Genomic DNA, 18,865 nt, shown 5'->3' on the forward strand with positions numbered 1-18,865 from the left:
GCCGGAGTAATTATTTGTTGGATGTTGATGAGCCGGGTTCGTTGCGGAACAGATCAAAGGGTCCGTGTGCATCAAGGACAAGTTGCGTATTCTTTTTCAGCACGGTCTTGAGTGTTTCGATCTGGGCGAGAAAGACCGCGAAGTTCTGATCCTGTTCAAAGACCTTGTAGGCTGCTGCCGCCTGTTGAATACCTTGGGCTCGGATTGACTCGGCACGTCGCTGGGCAAAGCTCAAGATAGTTCGTTGTGCGTTGTTGGCTTCACTGCGGATAGTGGCTGCGTCGGCGTTGCCGGTGGCGCGGGCAGTGGCGGCGAGACGTTCACGGGTTGAACGCATGCGGGCAAAGACGCTTTCAGTGACGCGCTCCGGCAGCACAATTCGCCGAATACCCACGTGCTCAACCGCGATGCCATAGGTCGGCTGGATTTGCGCCAACCGCTGACGGATCAGATTGAGTGCCTCGGCTTCGATGTTTGCCAACTGGAGCTGTTTGGCGTCGGTGTTGACCAGTTGATCGAAGCGGTACTTGCCGATGAGGCTGCGAATCTCTCGAAGCAATGTCTGAAGACGGCGCTCAGCATTATCAACGGTCTTGACGCTGACAAAAAAGGAGTAAGGGTCTTCGATACGCCAGACCAGATACGTCTTGGTGATGACGCTGTAGTTGTCAGCCGTCGTCTGTTCCTCTGACACGTCGTCCAGAATCTGGAGCTTTTTAGAAAACTTGTAGGGAGTCTGGATGGGTGAGGGCCACTTGAAATACAGTCCCGGCTTGTCGATGACACTGCCGGGCTGCGCAAGCTGGCCATCCGCGTTGCGGATCAACTTACCGTCAACCATCTGCGGCGGCTCAGCTTTGTCAAAAGTGGTGAGAACCGCTACTTCGTCGTAACGGACCTGGTAGGCGAACATATAAACCAGCAAAACGCCTACGACGATGATTCCAATGAGGATGGCAAGTCGATTTTTCATCTTCTGATTTCCATTCACCGGTTATGCCGGCGTCAGCTTCAAACTCCAACCTAACACTGCCGGTTAACCGGCGCGACTTATCACTTTGTTTTCATCAGGCTGTCAAGCGTGCTCTGTACGTCGGTCAGGTCGATACGAATAAGCGGCGACCGAAGCTCGCCGGAGCCAATCAGGATTTTTCGTGTGTCGGTGATTCCTTCCGCCAGCGCACGCAGATAAAGCCGGGTTCGATATAGCTGTGGTGACTGGTGATACGCGAGGAGTTCCGCATTGAAACGATCCGCTTTGGCGATTTCTCCGATCGCGCGTTCCCAGCGGTAAGAGCGAGCGTCGTAGATCAGCTCTGCAGCCTTGCCGCGGGCGTTTGTGAGCAGACGTTCGACTTCGACCTCTTTGGCGAGAACTTCAGCAGAGCGAGCTTTAATTTCATCTGGCTTAGCGCCGGGATTGGACGTCAGATCCGCCAGCCGTCGTTGTGCGGTTTCGAGATCGACAATCGCGCGGCTGATATTCAGGGCCTGATCGTGGGAGCCGGCCACCGCAGCGAGAGTCTCGGCAGCATCTTTTTTGGCGTCTTCGATAGTTCGCTGGCGATCCTGTAAAGCACCGATCTGCTGGTGAAATGCGCTGGCGACATCGCTTTCGGATGGAGGATGGATGCCCATGAAGCCGGCAAAAACCACCTCCAGGCCGAGCTTAGCTGTGTCAGCTTCGTGTTGAATACTCTGACGCAGGCGGTCTCCCGCTCCGACCCGCTGATGCCCGATGATCGTGTCAATATCTTTTGTGACGAGAAACCGATTCAACTCGCGCTCGGAAAGCCGGGTGAGCATCAGTTTCGGATCGTCCACCTGGTTGGCGTAATCCGTCAGATTTTTGATGCGATACTGGACGACCAGTTGCAGGCCGACTAGACCAATATCCGCGGTACGTTTATCCACCGGCTGTTCGTCGGCTTCGGCATTGAGCGGTGCGGCGAACGGCGTCGGCGCGGTGACCAGATAATCTTCCGTTCCCACGACGTGCTCATTGGTCCAGAGAATTGCCGTGTTCGGCTTGAATCCTTCTTTTGCCGAGCCAACGGTGATCTGAAGCACTCGTCCGACGGGATACGTTTGGGCCTCCTCAAGCGGCCAGGGCAGCTTGAGGTGCCAGCCGGGACCAAGTTCCTCGACGATCCTGCCAAATCGTGTCCGCAACGCCCGTTCGTGCGGCTGCACGACGGCGATCGAACTGATCAAAATCAGCACTACGAGAGCGAAGGCGACCAGCGGCGTGATGGCTTTACCCAGCAGTTGGTAAAACCAGCTTCGCGAAACCTCGAAACCAAATTGGTAATTGAGCGCATCACTGAGTGCTTTTGCCAGCGATTTGGGGCTTGTCAGCAAGCCGAGAATACGGCTGTCGAAAGCGGGACGGGGTATTTCACCTGGCCGACGAGGTCGGTAGGCGTTAAGCACAAAGGTCAATAACACTTCAGCACCCAGCACCAGAAGGATGATGGGGATCGCCAGCGTTACGACCATGAGTACTTCGGGCCTGCCGAACTGCTTGCCGATGAGTCCAATCGCGGCGATCACCGCGATCAAGGCGTTACCCATTAAGTAGCCGGCTCCGCCTCGGAGGACCTGCCACTCGGCCACTTTCGTCATGCCCGCTTCATAGCGCGCGACGATAAACGCCACGAACCCGAGCACGAATGTGAAAAGAGCCGGCACGAAAGGTGCGACTCGGTTGACATCTTCCTGATAGCTCAGATCGATCAGTTTGTCCGCTTTGTAAGCTTGGACGAAGTGGTAAAGGAAAATCCCTCCAACGGTCAGGAGGTAAACCGCGACGATCGCTCCGACTGCTGCCAGCCCCCATTTGTAAAGGTTATTCAGCCGGCGGCGAGCGATTTGCAGGTCGTCGCCATGTTCCTCAAACAGGGCTGCGGTTTGTGCCTGAGCGCGGGCGAGTTGTTCGGTTTCGAGAGCCTCGGCGCGTTCGAGTCGGTGTTGATGGTAAAGGAGTGCAAGTACGATCCAGATGGACAGGCCGCCGAACAGATGAAACGCAACTACGTAAAGAGCCGGTGCCTGTGCAGCCAGCCCGGTTAAACCCAGCAGTACGGAGAGCAGAAGCTGGATGCCTAGGCCGAAAAGCGCCGCATTAGTCGCCCGACGGTAGGACTGTTGGTCTGACGCCATAGAAGATTCCGCGTTCCTAAATCGTGGTTACGCGAGATGCCCCATTTATTTGGGGAGCTTCGCGGCAGATGATGAGCCAAAGAGGCACCGGCAACGTATCAAGCTTGCAACCCTGTACCCAAAACTCGACACTACTCCACAACATGTTTCAGCAGATTTTCACTATTGCCCGTAACACGTTCATAGAAAGCATACGTCAGCCGGTGTTCGCGGTTCTGATTCTTGGGGCTACGCTGCTCCTGATTCTCAACCCGATGATCTCTGCGTACACGCTCGATGATGATAACAAGCAATTGCTGGACATGGGTTTGAGTACCTTGCTGCTGGCTGGCGTGTTTCTGGCTGCCTTCACCGCCACAGGCGTACTCTCCGAAGAAATTGAAAACCGCACGGTTCTGACCGTCGTCAGCAAGCCCATTGCACGGCCGGTATTTGTCTTGGGTAAGTATTTTGGTGTCGTGGGCGCCCTCGGGATGGCTTACTGGGCACTGACCGTAGTTTTCCTGTTGGCGTACAGGCATAAGGTCATGCAGACCGCCTCTGATCCCTTCGACACGCCGGTGCTGACCTTTGGCATCGTAGGCCTGCTCATCGCGCTGATCGTATCGATTGTGGGTAACTATCTGTACCAGTGGATTTTCTCCAGTACGTTTGTCGTCATGTTCGCCCTGTTGGAAACGCTGGCCTGGGTCATGGTGCTGGTTATCAACCCGGAGTGGAGGTTTCAATCTCCCGCAATCGACTGGCACCCGCAAATCATGTGGGGTCTTCTTCTGATCTTTGAGGGCTTGCTCATCATCACCGCGGTCGCGATCGCGGTCTCAACCCGACTTGGGCAGGTGATGACGCTTGTCGTGTGTTTTGGCGTAGCCCTGTTGGGGATGGTCAGTGACTATTTCCTCGGTCAGCGGGCGAATGAGTCTCGCATCGCAGGATTTTTTTACCGGGTTATTCCCAATCTCCAACTCTTCTGGCCAGCAGATGCTCTGACACAGGGCAATGATTTCACAGGTGGCTATATCGCGATGCTGAGCGGATACAGTGCACTGGTGATCGTGGCTGTGCTCGCGGTTGCCGTTGCGTTGTTTCAAACTCGTGAGGTTGGCTGATTCAATAGGCAAAATCAAAAGAACTCAAAAAGTCTTCATGAATCGCAGCATCATGCCACCGCAGGTACCGCTTGAGTTGACGATCCAGCTACGCGGCGTACCGGTGACTTAGCAGCATCGGCGTCGGCCATCTCAATTTCCTCTCCTGCTCGCACCAGTCGGGCGGAGTTAAACGTCACCACGAGACCGCTGGCGACGTGTAACACCGCAGCCAGAATCGGCGAGACATATCCAAATGCCGCCAACGCCATGAAGATCAGGATGAACAGCCCGCCGATCCACAGGTTCTGACGGATGATGCCGCTCGTCCGCCGCGACAAATCTATGAGGAAGGGGATGCGATTAAGGTTGTTGTTCATCAGCGCGATATTGGCGGAATGGATTGCCACATCGCTGCCTGCCGCACCCATGGCGATGGAGATATCGCCAGCGGCCAATGCTGGTGCGTCGTTGACGCCGTCACCAATCACCGCCACGCGGTGTCCCTTGCTCTTAAGTTCATCCACCATTTCGAGTTTCTGGTGGGGAAGCACCTCAGCACGGTAGTCGGTGTGCATCTGTGCCGCGACGCGCCGGGCGACACTCTCACGGTCGCCGGTAACGATGATCAGTCGGTTGAGACCCAGCTCGCGCAGTCGATCCATAGCAGCCGCAGCCTGTGGCCGGGTATTGTCCTCAAGCCCGATCCATCCAAGCATCTGCCCGCCGCGCACCACATAGAGCACACTGAGGCCTTCGGTCTCCTGACTTTCCTGGATCCCCGCAATTTCCTGAGCGGCACCATCCACCAGTTGAATTCCAGGAGTATCGGTGCTGGTAATCCAGTTGGCGCGGCCGACAAAAACCTGTTGACCTTCGATGACTCCTTTAACGCCCCTGCCGGAAACCTCCTCAAATCCTTGCACTTCCGCGAGCATCAACCTCGCCCGCTTGGCTACATCGGTTACAGCTCGTGCTACCGGGTGACGGCTGTTCTGCTCCACGCTGCCGGCAATTCGCAGCAGTTCCGCCCCTTCAACACCTGCGGATGGTGCCAGACGTGATACCTGGAGTTGACCAGTTGTCAGCGTGCCGGTTTTATCAAAGATGATCGCGGTCAAATTCCGCGCTGCTTCGAGATCAACCACGCTCTTGACTAAAACACCTAACCGGGCCGCAGCGGACAAGGCGGCGACCATAGCTGTTGGTGTAGCCAGAATCAGGGCGCAGGGGCACGCAACTACCAGCATCGCGATCGCCCGCTCCATCGGATTCGACAAGCCGAGCTTAGTGACAAAAAACAGCACAATGCCGACGATCATCAGAATTGTCGGCGTGTACCAGGCGGCATAACTGTCGATCATTCGCATGATCGGGATTCGTGTGCGCTCTGCCTGAAGGATCAAATCCTTTACCCGACCCAGCGTCGTATCTTGACCTGCTTTGGTCACCTCGATGTCCATGACGCCCGTGACGTTGATCGTTCCGCCGAAGGCGTCATCACCTTCGACTTTATCCACCGGGAGCGACTCACCTGTGATGTTGGCCTGGTTTACAGTGCTCATCCCACGGACAACGCGACCATCGGCAGGGATGTTGTCTCCCGGCCGCACCCGCACCACGTCGCCGGGCTTGAGGTCTTTCGCCTCGACTTCGCTTTCCTGCTCGCCGCGCACCAGGTGAGCTCGTGTCGGTGTGATTCGAACCAGTGACTCGATGCTCGCCTGCGCACCCAATGCAGTACGGTTTTCGATCAAGACCGCGATAATCATGAAAAAGGCGATCGCAGCTGATTCCTGATACTGCTGAATGGCGAAAGCGGCTATCACTGCGAGGGCGACCAGTTCATTCATGTGCATGTGGCCGCGCAGCATGTCCTTGATGGCGACCCAGACCAGAGGGGCACCGAGCAGGATGGCCGAAACCATCCCCAGTAGCGTTGCGTAAATATTGGTATCGCTACCTTCGCTCTTGCCGAAGAGAAATTGCGCCGCAAACGAACTGATTAAGAGCATCCCGCCGACGAGGGTGGCGAGAATCTGTATGCCCACTCGGCCGGTACTTTTTTCGACCTCAAGGCCTTCCTTCACGTAGTCGTGCGCCATGCCAAACTATTCCTGAATTGAGGTTGCGATGAGTGCTGATGTTACACGGAGACGGTTGGAACTCATGTTACGCGACCGGCCATTGTCGGGTTCTACTTAAATATCTGGCGAACCACGATCTTATGCGCCAGCCCCAAGTCGGTCCGCCATGCTGGCCATAATCCGACCAACAACCCTTGCCATAATTTCTGGGACACCGCGTATGAATGGATTATTATGCAAACAATTGAAAACAAAACAATTAAGACGAGCTTAGACGTAGAAAAACTCTGCCTTTTCGATCGCAATTGGCAAGATGAAATGAAGCTTACCCGGTATTTTGTTTGGTATCCGCGGTTGGTTTAGTGGGATGAGATTGAATTGAGTTAGCAGGAGGAGCAAACTTCAGCCGAGCAGCAAGAGATGCTGCATAGAGTGCGATGACCATAACCAGATGGAACTCCTGTGTTTCGCTGGTGCGCAGTGAGATTGGCACATGCTTGCCAGTCCAATCGACGATACGTTTGGGCCAGGGGAGCAGGAACGCAACGATGGTAGCCACCGTTGTTGCGTTGGTTGGCCAGAACCACGACGCCGGTTGGGCGGGGTCGTCGAGTTTCCACTTCCGCTCCAGAAAAAGCGGGACAACCACACACGCGAAAACCGAGCCGAATTCGATGATTTGTTTGGGAAGTTTGCCAAAGAGATCACCCCAGATGCCGGGGAGGTTGTGAAGATTGGTCTCGCCTTGATCGTTATGCTGCTTGAACCAACTCAACTGGTGAAGGACTTTTTCGCGTGCGTCACCGGTTATGGTTCCTTTGACTCGAGGATCGATATTGGGAACGCCATCGTTTTTGATTTCTTCCGGGTCTCCGGGTAACCGCATGCGACGGATATGTTGGCCCCAACTGCTTTCCTCGCCGGCGATGTAGAGGAGTCCAATGATCAATAGGATGGGGATAAATCGCAGCGAGTGAGTCGGCAGTCCTGCACGGTGATGAAATGCCACAACCCCAGCACCAGCTCCAATCAATGCAGCTACGACCGTTGCCCACTCGATCGGCCCCTCCTTATAGACGAGCAGCCCCGATGCCTCCGGATAGAAGATGCCCAGCACCAGCAGGAGTGTTACAGGTGCCAGTGGCATCCAAACGGTCCAGCCCACGGAAAGATCGTGAATACGTCTAGTCATACCAGGGTACCTCTCGGAAGGGGTGGGCGATTGTCATCATAACCAACCAGACTGTGTCGATTTGGGTGATGAAAATCGAACAATTACCCCTTTCATACGGCTCTGCGACGGCTGGCTTCTTGCTGTCTGCCAGCGGTATCGTTCTAATGCCCGACTCACCTGATTTAACCAACCAGTATTCTGGAGTCCTTCAATGCCCAGGAAAATGACACGCTACGCAGTTGTCGGCACCGGTGGTCGCGTCACGATGTTTATCGATCCGCTTGCGACGCGCTTCAACAAGACTAACCAGATCGTCGGCCTGTGTGATACGAACCCTGGTCGGCTTGAGTACCACAACGACCGCCTCGTCAGCCTGGGTCACCCCCGCGTGGCGACCTATCTAGCCAAAGATTTCGATCGAATGATTCGTGAAACCAAGCCTGATGCGGTCATTGTTACCACGGTCGATGCTTTTCATCACCAGTACATCATTCGTGCGCTGGAACTCGGATGCGATGCCATCACTGAAAAGCCGATGACGACCGATGACAAGAAGTGTCGCGCTATCTTCGATGCAGTCAAGCGCACAGGGCGCAATGTTCGCGTCACATTCAACTATCGCTGGGCTCCCGGCCCGACGCTGGTCAAGCAGCTGCTGTCACGAGACATTATTGGTGAGATCATCCACGTGGATATGGAATATCTGCTCAACACCAGCCATGGCGCAGACTATTTCCGTCGTTGGCACCGCGAAAAGGATAAGTCGGGGGGCTTGATGGTACACAAGAGCACCCACCATTTCGATCTTGTCAACTGGTGGATCAACTCCGTGCCCGAAGAGGTGTACGGTCACGGGCGGCTTGCGTTTTATGGCCGAAAAAATGCCGAGAAGCGAGGTCTCAAAGTCAAATACAGCCGCTACACGGGTCAGAATACCAAAGGCGACCCCTTCGCTTTGAAGCTTACCGATCAGGGTTATATGCTCGACATGTACGCCAAGACGGAAAAATATGACGGCTATATCCGCGACCGCAATGTATTCGGCGACAACATCTCAGCGGAAGACACCATGAGCCTGCTCGTGAAATACCGTACCGGCATCGTGCTCAATTACTCGCTTAACGCTTATCTCCCGCGCGAAGGATTCCACATCGTTTTCAATGGGACCAAAGGACGACTGGAATACAACGAAGACCACGGGATGCACGTGATCGAAGGGTCAAAGAAAAACTCCAGCCCGGAAGGTCACGACCTTAACTGGGAAAGTCGCTGCATCGTTCATCCACTCTTTGGTCGCCCATATCGAGTGGAGATTCCCAAGGCAGAGGGCACCCACGGCGGCAGCGATCCTTTGCTTGCTGAACAGATTTTCTCCCCCAAACCCCCCAAGGAAAAATGGGGTCGCAATGCCGGTCACGAACAGGGTGCGGCGTCGATTCTGATTGGCATCGCTGCCAACCAGTGTTTCGTGACACATAAGCCAGTCTCTATCGCGAAACTCTGCCCACAGTTGGGGAATCGAAAAAAACTGAGCGAGCTGAAGTAAAACAACTTCGACTCGGCGTATTCATGACTGCAACAAGTGATTTGAAACAAGAGCGTGAAAACGCAGTTTGTGGGTTCACGAGTGTAGAAATCTGCTCCGTGTGGGTGTCATGAAACGCAGCGGATCGGTTGCGTTTCGCAGGAGTGCCCATGTTTCAAATCATTCTCCTGACCGGCATTGTGTTGTTAATGGCTTCAGTAGTATTTGCGGACACGCCAACCACCCAGCCGCAATCCATCGAAGTGGCCGGCGTCACAACAACTTATTTTCATAACTCGCACGCGGATGTCATCCTTAGCCGCTTAGTCCAGACCGATACGCTTGATGGCAAGGGCAAGGTATCGCCGCTTAAGCTCGTGTCGCTGTACACCGATCAGCTCGGTCGAGGAAATCAGCCCGACAAGAGCCGCGACCTGGCGCAGCAATATGGATTTTCGATTTACAACACAGTCACAGATACGCTGACGCGCGGCAAAGGCACCCTTGCAGTACGTGGTGTGCTCCTTGTTGCCGAGCACGGCAACTATCCGCACTCGCCGACAGGTAATACGCAGTATCCCAAACGCCGCCTGTTTGAGGAGATCGCGAAGGTGATCGAAAAGAGCGGCCAGCCAGTGCCGGTCTTTTGCGACAAACACCTGAGCGATAACTGGACCGACGCAAAATGGATCTACGACACCGCCAAGCGGCTTAAGATTCCTTTGATGGCCGGTTCATCGCTGCCGACGCTCTGGCGTGAGCCGCAAGCCGACGTCAAAAGGGACGCGGAGGTAAAGGAGATCTTCGCGCTCTCATACCACACGCTCGACCATTACGGATTCCACGCGCTGGAAATGGTGCAGTGTCTTGTCGAGCGGCGAAAGGGCGGCGAAACAGGAATTCGTGCGGTGCAATGTCTCAGTGATGATGCGGCGTGGGAAGCGTTTGACAAAAACGTATTCGACAAAAAGCTCTACGAGGAGGCACTGGCGCGGCAGTCTCGCAATGGTTTTAATGGCAAGCACCCGCGCGAGTCTGTGCCGCATCCTGATCTTTTCATCATCGAGTATGCCGATGGGCTCAGGGCTTACGTGCTGACGCTAAATCCAGCGATCGGTGAGTGGTCGGTGGCATGGAGGAACGGTGATAGCTCTGTGCAGTCCACGCGATTTGTCACTCAGGAAGCGCGTCCAGCCATGCATTTCACGTTCCTGCTTAACGGCATCGAGCAAATGATGATCACAGGTCAGCCCGCCTGGCCGGTCGAACGTACGCTCATGACCAGTGGCTTGCTCGATGCGCTGCTGCAATCAAAAACACAGGGCGGTAAGCGGATTGAGACACCCTACTTGATGTTCAGCTATAAGAGTGATTGGAACTGGAAGCAGCCGCCCCCGGCCCCGCCTGGACGACCATTTACAGAGCAATAGCAATTATTGTTTAACGCCAGATTGCTGGAAGACATTCATCGCGGGCAGGATCTTTGCGTGGTAAGTTCAACCATATGCACCTTTCGTGTGTTTTCCCAGCACACGCAATAGCCGCTCGTCTGCGCCTTTCAGCACGTGGTCAGGCATTCGGTAATTCAGGAACGGGTAAAACTTCTGCGACACGAATCGCATCGAGTAGGACTGTTGGAGCAGGTAGCGAGTGCGGTTGCTGGTGTTAGGCGCTCCGCGGTGCCAGACTTGGGAGTGTTGCAGGTAGATGTCCCCTGCCTTGCAGAGAATGGACTGGCCGCCGCGACCTTCAAAAGTGGGATTCTTGAGGTCATTAGGTGCGCGGCCTGAATAGTGGCTGCGCGGAACGAATTGCGTCGGTCCGTATTGCTCCTCGTCAAGGTCGGTCAACGGAATCTGCACGTTGAGTACAAAGCAGGGAATGGTCAGTCGTGCATCGAAACGAGGCACGCTGTCGGGCATGTTCGGCCAGAGAAGTGCAGGAATATCCACGTGATAATTATCAATCGCACGACCCGGCGGGTTACGTACCACGTTATTGGCGATCAAATGGCAATCCGCACCGAGTATCGTTTCCATCAGCGAAATAATGGGTTCTCTGATGAGCATGTCTCGGAACAGGTTGTCCCACTCAAAGAGTCGAACCGCGATCCACTCGCCATAGATCGTGTCGGTGGTATGAACGCGTGGATCAGCGAAAACTCGATCCACCCTCTCGCGCAGTGCCGTGACATCTGTCGGCTTCAACATATCCTTGAGAAGCAGGCAACCCTCAAGGCGAAATTCGTCGACAAGTGCCTGGTTCTTTTCGGCGGAAAAGGGTTGTGATAAAGCGACAGGATTCGTAGTTGGCATGTTCAGGTCTCGCATGAACAGGAATCATTACGATCGCAGACAGTGTCCCTCGCGGTAGCTGGGGAGTTAAGGGATGGGCTAAGGCTTAGTCAAGACAGGCTGAGCGATGTCAGCAGGCTCGCTTCGGATCACCGGTTCCTTGATGCGCACCCCGTCGCTCCAGGTTCCCATGAAGCCTCCCTCGCTGGCGGCCCGTATAGCGTCATCCGCGTGTTTGTTGTCAAAGGCAGCGGCGCAGAGCGCATCAAACGGTCGCCAGTAGGCGTAGTAGTCCACGTAATTCGGTGGACGTTCCCACGAAGCAACGTGGTATTGATTTGCGGTACCGGCTTTTTTTTCAGCGGTGCTCGCCCATGCAGACGGCCCAGTCCCGTCGATTTCACGAGCTTCGTAGGACAGGTCAAGTGCCAATGGGGTTGCATGATGCATGACCACGCGCGGTCGGCCATGATCGTCACTTCGGAAAAAAAGATACCGCTTGTTTTCTTTCTTAACTCGCGTCGCTTCGTTGAAGATCCGTTGCGCGTCCGCATCACCCACAATGTCATCGAAATCCCCAGCACTGGTGATCAACAGTGTATCTGCAGAGATTTTTGATAAGTCAGCCAGCGGGAAGATTTCACTCCGTCCCGGCTGGACGCACATAACGGCGCGCGGGTGCGGCAGGTTTTCCTTATCCGCCAGCGCAGCCAAATTCGCCGCGAGCACTCCGCCGCACGAGTGACCAACGATGACGAATCGCTTTCGGTCGGGAGTGACGTGACCGGGCTGGTCGAGCGTTTTAAGTGCATTCTTGACGGATGTGAGCATGGCCTCGGTGAATGTATCACCTGGAGCCAGTAGATCCGCCTGGTATCGCGGAAAGATGACGATGTTTCCACGCTTTGCCAGATGATCTATCCACGCGCCGTAGGTTCGCGGGTTCATCTGCCCCCAGCCGTGAAGAAAGACGATGACCGGAGCAGTCTTTGGTACAGGCGATGCTGGTTCGAAAAGCCAGTATTGCCCGTTGCCTTCATCATGCACGGACTTGGTGACGGCCGAATGGGCGTACTGTTTGCCGCCAGGTCCAGACGCGGGTTGCTGCGGCGCGGTGGGAGCATCACCACGCGCAGGAGAACCGTAGGTCAGCAGCAGGAGAACCAGCAGCAAAGGAAAGATAAAAGTGCGCCACTGACGTGTTTCAGCTCGCGGACGAGGCGTGCCTGGAACAAGCGCTGTTGCCGATCGAGGTGACGATGCTGCGGTGCGGCTGTTCATGGTTCGGCTGTTCGTGCTGGAGACGCCGTTTGTCGTGCAACCAGCTATTTTACCTTCCCAATCTTTTGTGGATTATCATGGATCAACGCCTATGCGCACCTCGTCTCGCCGCAAGTCGATCCGCATTGCCCATCAAGTCGGTAAAACCATCGGCTCCGCGGTGGACGTGACCACCGACCTGGCGACCGACCTTATGGGTATTCCGCGGCTGCGAAAACCCAATATCGGCGCCCCGCCGGGTATTGACTCATCTCAGCTTAAGACGCTTCCCAGCACAGATGAGTTGGTCCACATTACCTGTACTGATTACGCGCCCGAAAAAGTACAGGTTCAGACAGTCGAGGATCTGGAAGATTTTGTTGTCCATCATCGCCCAGACTGGTCTGTGGTCCGCTGGGTCAATGTGGACGGTCTGACAAATATGACGGTCATTCAGGCACTGGCGGAGAAGTACGACCTGCATCCGCTGGCGATTGAGGATGTGCTCCACATCCCGCAGCGACCGAAGGTGGACGTTTATGGCGAAGGGCCGTCCGGCGAGTCACAGACACCTGCGAGGCTGTTCATCATCGCCCGAATGCTTGAACTCAATGACCACAAGCTCTGCCGCGAGCAGATCAGCATATTTGTAGGCCACCGCACAGTCATCACGTTTCAGGAGTCCAAGGGTGATGTGTGGGATCCGATCCGTGCGAGGATCCAGAAGCCAGGCTCGCAACTGCGACTGAACGGCGCTGGGTTTCTCGCCTATTCACTGCTCGACGCGATTATCGACCACTGTTTTCCGATCCTGGAATACTACGGCGATCGACTCGAAGAACTGGAGGAGATCGTTTACGACAAGCCGACACCCGCCGTCGTGCATCAAATCCATCAGCTTCGCCGTGAACTGCTGTTGATCCGTCGTGATATCTGGCCGATGCGTGAAGTTATACACACGCTCCAGCGAGAGCCTCACGAATGTATGAGCGATACGACTCGCACCTATCTCCGCGATGTGTACGACCATACAGTGCAGATCATCGACCTGATCGAGACCTATCGAGAAATGGGCACCGGACTGACCGAGGCCTACATGTCATCGCTTTCGATCCGCATGAACGAGACGATGAAGGTGCTGACGATCATCGGCACGATCTTTATTCCGCTGACTTTTCTCGCGGGAGTTTACGGAATGAATTTTGATTACATGCCTGAGATTAATTGGCTTCGAGCATATCCGTGGTCATATCCGATCGGTTTTTGGGTGATCTGTGCCGCGATCTCAATAGCACTGGTGGTGTGGTTTAAAAGGCGCGGATGGATTTAGACATATCGGGTTTGAAAAGGAGCAGGACTTCAATCAGCCGGATGATGTTCGACTTTATTTTTGTATAGCGGCTATCTCTCCAACGCTGCCGCAATTCCCATCCCGCCTCCGACACATAACGTCGCCAGAGCGTGTCGTGATTCTCCGCGAGCGATGCGGTGCGCGAGGTGAACCATCAATCGCGCACCGCTGGCCCCTATCGGGTGGCCAAGCGAGATTGCGCCGCCGTCGGGATTAGTACGGTCGGGATCCAAATCCAATTCTTTGATACACGCCAACGCCTGTGCAGCGAAGGCCTCATTAAGCTCGATGGTGTCGAAATCGTTGAGGTTGAGTCCAGCAGTAGCGCAGAGTTTACGTGTTGCGTGGACCGGACCCAGTCCGAATAGTCGCGGCTCGCAGCCCATCGATGCGCTGGCGACAAATGTTGCCATGGGTTGCCAGCCTTCGCGCTTCGCGGTGTCTTCATCACACAGCACGAGCATGGCTGCGCCATCGTTGATACCTGAAGCATTTCCCGCGGTGATTGTGCCGTCAGCTTTGAAAACAGGTTTGAGTGTTTTAAGTTTCTCAAGTTGTGTGTTTGGTCGCGGGTGCTCGTCGCGGTTCAAGCCATCCACTTCGACCAACTCGTCGGCTAACCGGCCTTCTTCATCAGCTTGTGCATAGCGGCGCTGACTCTGAAGCGCAAAAAGATCTTGCGCCTCGCGCGTGATTTCATACTTCTGAGCAAGAGTCTCTGCGCCAAGCCCCATGTGTTCGTGGTCAAAAGCATCGCACAATCCGTCACGCAGAATCGTGCAGGTCAAAGCCTGAGGCTGTGGTTCGAGAATCGGCTTACCTTCCGCAGAGCGTTTGGCGAGGAACGGTGCGTTTGACATGGACTCGGTGCCTCCACAGAGCACGATTTTTGCGTCACCAGCTCGGATGGCTTGCGCTGCGAGGACGACAGCTTGAAGTCCCGAGGCACACATCATGTTGACGGTGTAGGCTGGCACCTCGATTGGTATGCCCGCACCAACCGCTACTTGTCGGGCGATATTCTGGCCGGCTCCGGCTGCAAGAACATTACCGATAACGACAAGATCAATTTGATCCGCCGTGATGCTCGCCGTCGTAAGTGTCGCGTGAGCAGCAGCAACACCGATCTCTACGCTACTGCGTCGAGACAGCGCGCCGAGGTAGCGACCTTGAGGCGTTCGTTTGGCTGCAATGATGACAATTCGTGACATAGGCGGCATGGGCGTTGCCCACGATAGCTCCTGAATACCATCGGGTTACTTCAACAGAAAACGTGCTTCGGCATATCTCGGATATTGCGCACGATAGGGCGGAAAGACATCTGGCCGAAGATGTCGCGATCAAGATCAATACCCGGTGCGACCTCAATGAGTTCAATGCCGTTACCGGTCAGACGAAATACAGCCCGCTCGGTGACGTAGATTACTTCCTGTCCGATTTCACGCGAGCGGAGAGCACTGAAAGAAAGTTGCTCCACACAATCGACAAATTTTCGCACCTTACCTTCGCGGACAATGCGGAGTTGATGATTTTTCACGACAACTTCCAATCCGCCGGTGGTGAAAGTGCCGCAAAAGACCAGCCGCCGAGCGGTCTGTGAGATGTTGACGAAACCGCCGACACCAGTGACGTGCGGACCGAATTTGGAGACGTTGACATTGCCGGCACTGTCGATTTGCGCCGCGCCAAGTGCTGCGAAGTCGAGTCCACGACCGTCATAGAAGTCGAATTGTGCGGGTTGGTCGATAATCGCGTGAGGATGGACTGAAGCGCCAAAAGATAAGCCGCCTGCGGGCATCCCTCCGATAGGCCCGCTTTCCACTGTCAGGGTGAACGTGTGCAGTAAACCACGCTCTGCTGCGATCCGCGAGACTCCTTCGGGCATTCCGATGCCAAGATTGGCGATCGCGCCGGGTGGTAGTTCATCGCACGCACGTGCCGCAATAATCCGACGTTCGTCGAGCGGCAGGGGATCAGGCGTGACCACGTGCCCAGCCACCGCGCTGCAATAGGCAGGATTGAAAGTTTCCGCAAAAGTCTGCTCGTGATCGTTTTCATCCGCCAGCACGATGCGGTCTATGAGGACGCCGGGAACGCGAACCTGATGCGGCGGAGCGGGTTTATCAAGGAGTCGCCTGACCTGTGCGATGACCAGACCGCGAGCGGGCAGCCCCGCATGTCCGTGCGGAGTCCCGTCCGGGGATTTATCCGAGATACCCGCGGAATTGTGAACTGCCTGTGCGATGGCAAGGACTTCGCCAACGAGTGCTTCCTCATCGAGCACGAGATTACCCAGCGGATCAGCCGCCGTGCCGCGTATCAATCCGACGTGAATTGGAAAAGATTTGTACCAAAGCCAGGTTTTGCCACCCAGTTTGATTCGTTCGACAAGTTTTGAGCCATCGGCAACCAATCTGGCCGCGAGATCATTGAGACAGCCGGACTGCTGGTCCGGGTCAATGTAGGTGCCTAAGCCGATGTGGGTGATACAACCTGGCCGTCCTGCTGCGATATCGCGGAAGAGCTGGCACACCACACCTTGCGGGAAATTGAATGCCTCGAGCTTTCCTTCCGCAGCAAGCTGGCCAAGCTTCGGCGCAAGGCCCCAATGCCCGCCAATGGCACGACGAATCAATCCTTCGTGTCCAAAGTGATTAAGTCCCCGCTGTTTCCGGTCACCCTGTCCTGCTGCGTAAACGAGCGTGAGGTCACGGGGGTGATGCTGTGCGAGAAACCGTCGCTCAATCGCAGCACTGAGTGCTTCAGGATGACAGGCTCCGACAAAGCCACCAGAAGCAACCGTTGCGCCGTCAGGAATCAACGCGACAGCTTCGTCAGCAGTGCAGAGGAGTTGTTGCAGGCGTGATTTCATGCGCTGAGTCCGCAACGATACTTCGTTGATAGGAATTCGAAAAGGAAAATACTACCGTTATCCAAACCACCCGCCGTTGATATGGACGGTATGGCCATTTACATAAGACGCCAGATCGCTGCACAGGAATAGGATCACGCCCGCGATCTCGTCGGGCTCTCCAAAACGACCAAGCGGAATATTGACGAGCATCTGGGCACGCGCATCCTCGGGGATCGATTTTCCCATATTGGTGAGCACGACACCCGGGGCGATGGCGTTGACGGTGATACGGCGTTTGCCAACTTCACGGGCCGCGACGCGCGCCATGGCGGCGACGCCCGCCTTGGCGGCCGCGTAGTTTGATTGGCCGAAGAAACCGATTGATGACGCGATCGAGGAAATGTTGACCACACGTCCGCCGTCACGCATGACCTCAAGCCCAGCCTGCATGGTGTGGAACACGCCGGTAAGGTTAGTGTCGATGACGCTTTGCCACTCATCCTCAGTCATTTTTTTGATCGTGCGGTCACGGAGGATCCCCGCATTGTTGACCAGTATGTCGATCCCTCCGAAACGAGACTTGGCTTCAGCCATCATGGCTCGAACTTGTGCAGGATCACGGACATCAGCGGGTGATGTGATGGCTCGCTGTCCCAGGTTGCGGACAACATCCTCAGCTTTGTCGCGGTTACTGCCGGAAGGATCGTTGAAGTAATTAACGATGACCGTTGCGCCAGCCCGATGAAGCATCGTCGCGGTTGCACGGCCTAAGCCCTCACCCGCGCCAGTGATCAACGCAACCTTACCCGTCAGATCAATAGGAATCATGCGCGGTGATTGTCGGCTACCGCGTGCCGCTTGTCGATTCGGCGAAATCCCGTGTCACAAAAATTGAATTTACGTCAGGGCTTCGTGGCGTCTCGATGCTCGACAGGCGCATGCGACCTGGCAAAAGACTTGCGTGCTTCCATCCAGAGGCCCAGGCCGATCAGGCCGAGTCCCACGCCGGAGAGACCGCCATGAAAAAGTACGCCGCCGTTGGGATTAAGCGTTGCGTAGAGAATTGTGCCAGCAACAATAAGCCATGCTGCATAAGTAAAAATCGATTTCATGATTGCCTCCAAGAATGGAATAGGCCCCTGAACCTTCAAACCCCCGGAATCGTTTGATGCACCTCTAGCATTCCATTCACCAGCAGAAGATATGGCTCGCACGGTTGCAAGTGAAAATCATGAATTAAGGAAAAATACGAAACAAGGTCCGAAAAAATCGAGATTAATACAAAAAAAGCCCGGACAGGTATCTGTCCGGGCTTGACTCTAGTTTAATTCTCAAGTTTTCAGAGGTGATCAAGCAAGCAGTAACAGGTATCTCGTTGAATGCCTCTTGTCTCTATATTTTACTTCGGGCTGAATGGGTGCTTGGCACTGTCTTTCTTGCTCACCATTTCCTGAGCACTCGGCTCACTCTTCATAGCGCGGGCGATGGAGAGTTTGGTAGCCTGGTAGTTGTAGTCATAGATTTTCTTGTCGTCTTCAGCCTGCCAGTGGATGAACACACCACAAATGATTACGTAGTCCTCACACTTATCACGCGGGATCACACCTTCGGCGACGCTGTCGGCGACGGCTTTGGCGACGGCTGCCTGCGCCGGGCCGAACATCTGCACAGCCTGCTTGGCGCCTTTGATAGTTACCTTGGTAATCATCACGGTCGCGGGTTTAACTGCGAGGTTTGGTGTAAGCACCGCCAGCAGATTGGAGTGCCCCTGTTTCTGGTCCGCCAGAGCCTGAGCGAAGGCGTGGCCGACCGGCCCCGACTTGTCACCAATGAGCAGGTCAATATGCGCAATCTCGTTGCCGTCACCCGCAAGGGCTTCACCAATGAACATGGACATGTTTCTCTCCTATTAGGTAGGTAAGGGTTACTGAATCCAGTTTATGAAATCGTGTGGTTTGAATCTACCGAGCGGTTTTTGTAACGGGAAACGCCATAGCATGCAAACGAGATATTCCGGCTACCCCTTTCGCCCACAACAACAGAAGTAGTGACGAGTCCCCCACTATAATC

Annotated in this window: 15 protein-coding genes; 4 read left to right on the forward strand and 11 right to left on the reverse strand. The window is 55.1% G+C overall.

Annotation, left to right across the window (positions count from 1 at the left end; all coding sequences use genetic code 11):
- Nucleotides 1–10: 10 nt before the first annotated feature.
- Together IT444_01605 and IT444_01610 are read right to left on the reverse strand one after the other, a co-directional pair.
- Complete coding sequence (locus tag IT444_01605) at nt 11–973, reverse strand: protease modulator HflC (protein MCC7191451.1); 963 nt, start codon at nt 971–973, stop codon at nt 11–13.
- A gap of 80 nt (nt 974–1,053) precedes the next feature.
- Nucleotides 1,054–3,162 carry a protease modulator HflK gene (locus IT444_01610; protein ID MCC7191452.1) on the reverse strand — a complete coding sequence of 703 codons (2,109 nt, stop codon included), beginning with the start codon at nt 3,160–3,162 and terminating at the stop codon, nt 1,054–1,056.
- A gap of 143 nt (nt 3,163–3,305) precedes the next feature.
- On the opposite strand from IT444_01610, the gene IT444_01615 reads away from it, so the two are divergent.
- A complete protein-coding gene (locus IT444_01615; GenBank protein MCC7191453.1) occupies nt 3,306–4,271 on the forward strand; it encodes a hypothetical protein in 966 nt (321 codons plus the stop codon).
- 50 nt (nt 4,272–4,321) lie between these two features.
- Here the strand turns inward: IT444_01615 and IT444_01620 are convergent, their stop codons facing one another.
- Together IT444_01620 and IT444_01625 are read right to left on the reverse strand one after the other, a co-directional pair.
- The gene (locus IT444_01620; protein ID MCC7191454.1) at nt 4,322–6,355 is read right to left on the reverse strand and encodes a cation-translocating P-type ATPase; all 2,034 of its coding nucleotides are present in this window, start codon (nt 6,353–6,355) and stop codon (nt 4,322–4,324) included.
- A 307-nt stretch (nt 6,356–6,662) separates the two neighbouring features.
- The gene (locus tag IT444_01625; GenBank protein MCC7191455.1) at nt 6,663–7,529 is read right to left on the reverse strand and encodes a hypothetical protein; all 867 of its coding nucleotides are present in this window, start codon (nt 7,527–7,529) and stop codon (nt 6,663–6,665) included.
- A gap of 193 nt (nt 7,530–7,722) precedes the next feature.
- On the opposite strand from IT444_01625, the gene IT444_01630 reads away from it, so the two are divergent.
- The gene (locus IT444_01630; protein ID MCC7191456.1) at nt 7,723–9,057 is read left to right on the forward strand and encodes a Gfo/Idh/MocA family oxidoreductase; all 1,335 of its coding nucleotides are present in this window, start codon (nt 7,723–7,725) and stop codon (nt 9,055–9,057) included.
- A gap of 149 nt (nt 9,058–9,206) precedes the next feature.
- On the forward strand, nt 9,207–10,466 hold the full coding sequence (locus IT444_01635) for a hypothetical protein (protein ID MCC7191457.1): 1,260 nt from the start codon (nt 9,207–9,209) through the stop codon (nt 10,464–10,466).
- A gap of 66 nt (nt 10,467–10,532) precedes the next feature.
- Here IT444_01635 and IT444_01640 read toward each other — a convergent pair whose 3' ends face one another.
- Nucleotides 10,533–11,246, reverse strand: a complete 714-nt coding sequence (locus IT444_01640; GenBank protein MCC7191458.1) for a phytanoyl-CoA dioxygenase family protein — start codon at nt 11,244–11,246, stop codon at nt 10,533–10,535.
- Between the two features lie 183 nt (nt 11,247–11,429).
- Nucleotides 11,430–12,611 (reverse strand): alpha/beta fold hydrolase, encoded by a 1,182-nt coding sequence (locus IT444_01645; protein ID MCC7191459.1) that lies wholly within the window; start codon nt 12,609–12,611, stop codon nt 11,430–11,432.
- Between the two features lie 91 nt (nt 12,612–12,702).
- Here IT444_01645 and corA point away from each other — a divergent pair, with 91 nt between their 5' ends.
- Complete coding sequence (gene corA / locus IT444_01650; protein MCC7191460.1) at nt 12,703–13,920, forward strand: magnesium/cobalt transporter CorA; 1,218 nt, start codon at nt 12,703–12,705, stop codon at nt 13,918–13,920.
- A gap of 71 nt (nt 13,921–13,991) precedes the next feature.
- Here the strand turns inward: corA and IT444_01655 are convergent, their stop codons facing one another.
- From IT444_01655 to fae, 5 genes are all read right to left on the reverse strand, one after another.
- On the reverse strand, nt 13,992–15,152 hold the full coding sequence (locus IT444_01655) for a thiolase family protein (protein MCC7191461.1): 1,161 nt from the start codon (nt 15,150–15,152) through the stop codon (nt 13,992–13,994).
- A 50-nt stretch (nt 15,153–15,202) separates the two neighbouring features.
- On the reverse strand, nt 15,203–16,813 hold the full coding sequence (locus IT444_01660) for a hypothetical protein (GenBank protein ID MCC7191462.1): 1,611 nt from the start codon (nt 16,811–16,813) through the stop codon (nt 15,203–15,205).
- A 57-nt stretch (nt 16,814–16,870) separates the two neighbouring features.
- Nucleotides 16,871–17,623 (reverse strand): 3-oxoacyl-ACP reductase FabG, encoded by a 753-nt coding sequence (locus tag IT444_01665; protein ID MCC7191463.1) that lies wholly within the window; start codon nt 17,621–17,623, stop codon nt 16,871–16,873.
- Nucleotides 17,624–17,697: 74 nt separating this feature from the next.
- Nucleotides 17,698–17,907, reverse strand: coding sequence for a hypothetical protein (locus tag IT444_01670; protein MCC7191464.1), 210 nt, complete (start codon nt 17,905–17,907; stop codon nt 17,698–17,700).
- Nucleotides 17,908–18,194: 287 nt separating this feature from the next.
- Nucleotides 18,195–18,692, reverse strand: a complete 498-nt coding sequence (gene fae, locus IT444_01675; GenBank protein ID MCC7191465.1) for a formaldehyde-activating enzyme — start codon at nt 18,690–18,692, stop codon at nt 18,195–18,197.
- Nucleotides 18,693–18,865 lie beyond the last annotated feature (173 nt).

The organism is Phycisphaeraceae bacterium (assembly GCA_020851465.1).
Taxonomy (GTDB): Bacteria; Planctomycetota; Phycisphaerae; order Phycisphaerales; family Phycisphaeraceae; genus JADZCR01.

What these genes read in the sequence shown, in the direction of transcription:
- fae (MCC7191465.1), bottom strand. Translation starts at nt 18,692, where the DNA reads ATGTCCATGTTCATTGGTGAAGCCCTTGCGGGTGACGGCAACGAGATT.
- IT444_01625 (MCC7191455.1), bottom strand. Translation starts at nt 7,529, where the DNA reads ATGACTAGACGTATTCACGATCTTTCCGTGGGCTGGACCGTTTGGATG.
- IT444_01605 (MCC7191451.1), bottom strand. Translation starts at nt 973, where the DNA reads ATGAAAAATCGACTTGCCATCCTCATTGGAATCATCGTCGTAGGCGTT.
- IT444_01670 (MCC7191464.1), bottom strand. Translation starts at nt 17,907, where the DNA reads ATGAAATCGATTTTTACTTATGCAGCATGGCTTATTGTTGCTGGCACA.
- IT444_01620 (MCC7191454.1), bottom strand. Translation starts at nt 6,355, where the DNA reads ATGGCGCACGACTACGTGAAGGAAGGCCTTGAGGTCGAAAAAAGTACC.
- IT444_01665 (MCC7191463.1), bottom strand. Translation starts at nt 17,623, where the DNA reads ATGATTCCTATTGATCTGACGGGTAAGGTTGCGTTGATCACTGGCGCG.
- corA (MCC7191460.1), top strand. Translation starts at nt 12,703, where the DNA reads ATGCGCACCTCGTCTCGCCGCAAGTCGATCCGCATTGCCCATCAAGTC.
- IT444_01635 (MCC7191457.1), top strand. Translation starts at nt 9,207, where the DNA reads ATGTTTCAAATCATTCTCCTGACCGGCATTGTGTTGTTAATGGCTTCA.
- IT444_01615 (MCC7191453.1), top strand. Translation starts at nt 3,306, where the DNA reads ATGTTTCAGCAGATTTTCACTATTGCCCGTAACACGTTCATAGAAAGC.
- IT444_01640 (MCC7191458.1), bottom strand. Translation starts at nt 11,246, where the DNA reads ATGTTGAAGCCGACAGATGTCACGGCACTGCGCGAGAGGGTGGATCGA.
- IT444_01645 (MCC7191459.1), bottom strand. Translation starts at nt 12,611, where the DNA reads ATGAACAGCCGCACCGCAGCATCGTCACCTCGATCGGCAACAGCGCTT.
- IT444_01660 (MCC7191462.1), bottom strand. Translation starts at nt 16,813, where the DNA reads ATGAAATCACGCCTGCAACAACTCCTCTGCACTGCTGACGAAGCTGTC.
- IT444_01655 (MCC7191461.1), bottom strand. Translation starts at nt 15,152, where the DNA reads ATGTCACGAATTGTCATCATTGCAGCCAAACGAACGCCTCAAGGTCGC.
- IT444_01630 (MCC7191456.1), top strand. Translation starts at nt 7,723, where the DNA reads ATGCCCAGGAAAATGACACGCTACGCAGTTGTCGGCACCGGTGGTCGC.
- IT444_01610 (MCC7191452.1), bottom strand. Translation starts at nt 3,162, where the DNA reads ATGGCGTCAGACCAACAGTCCTACCGTCGGGCGACTAATGCGGCGCTT.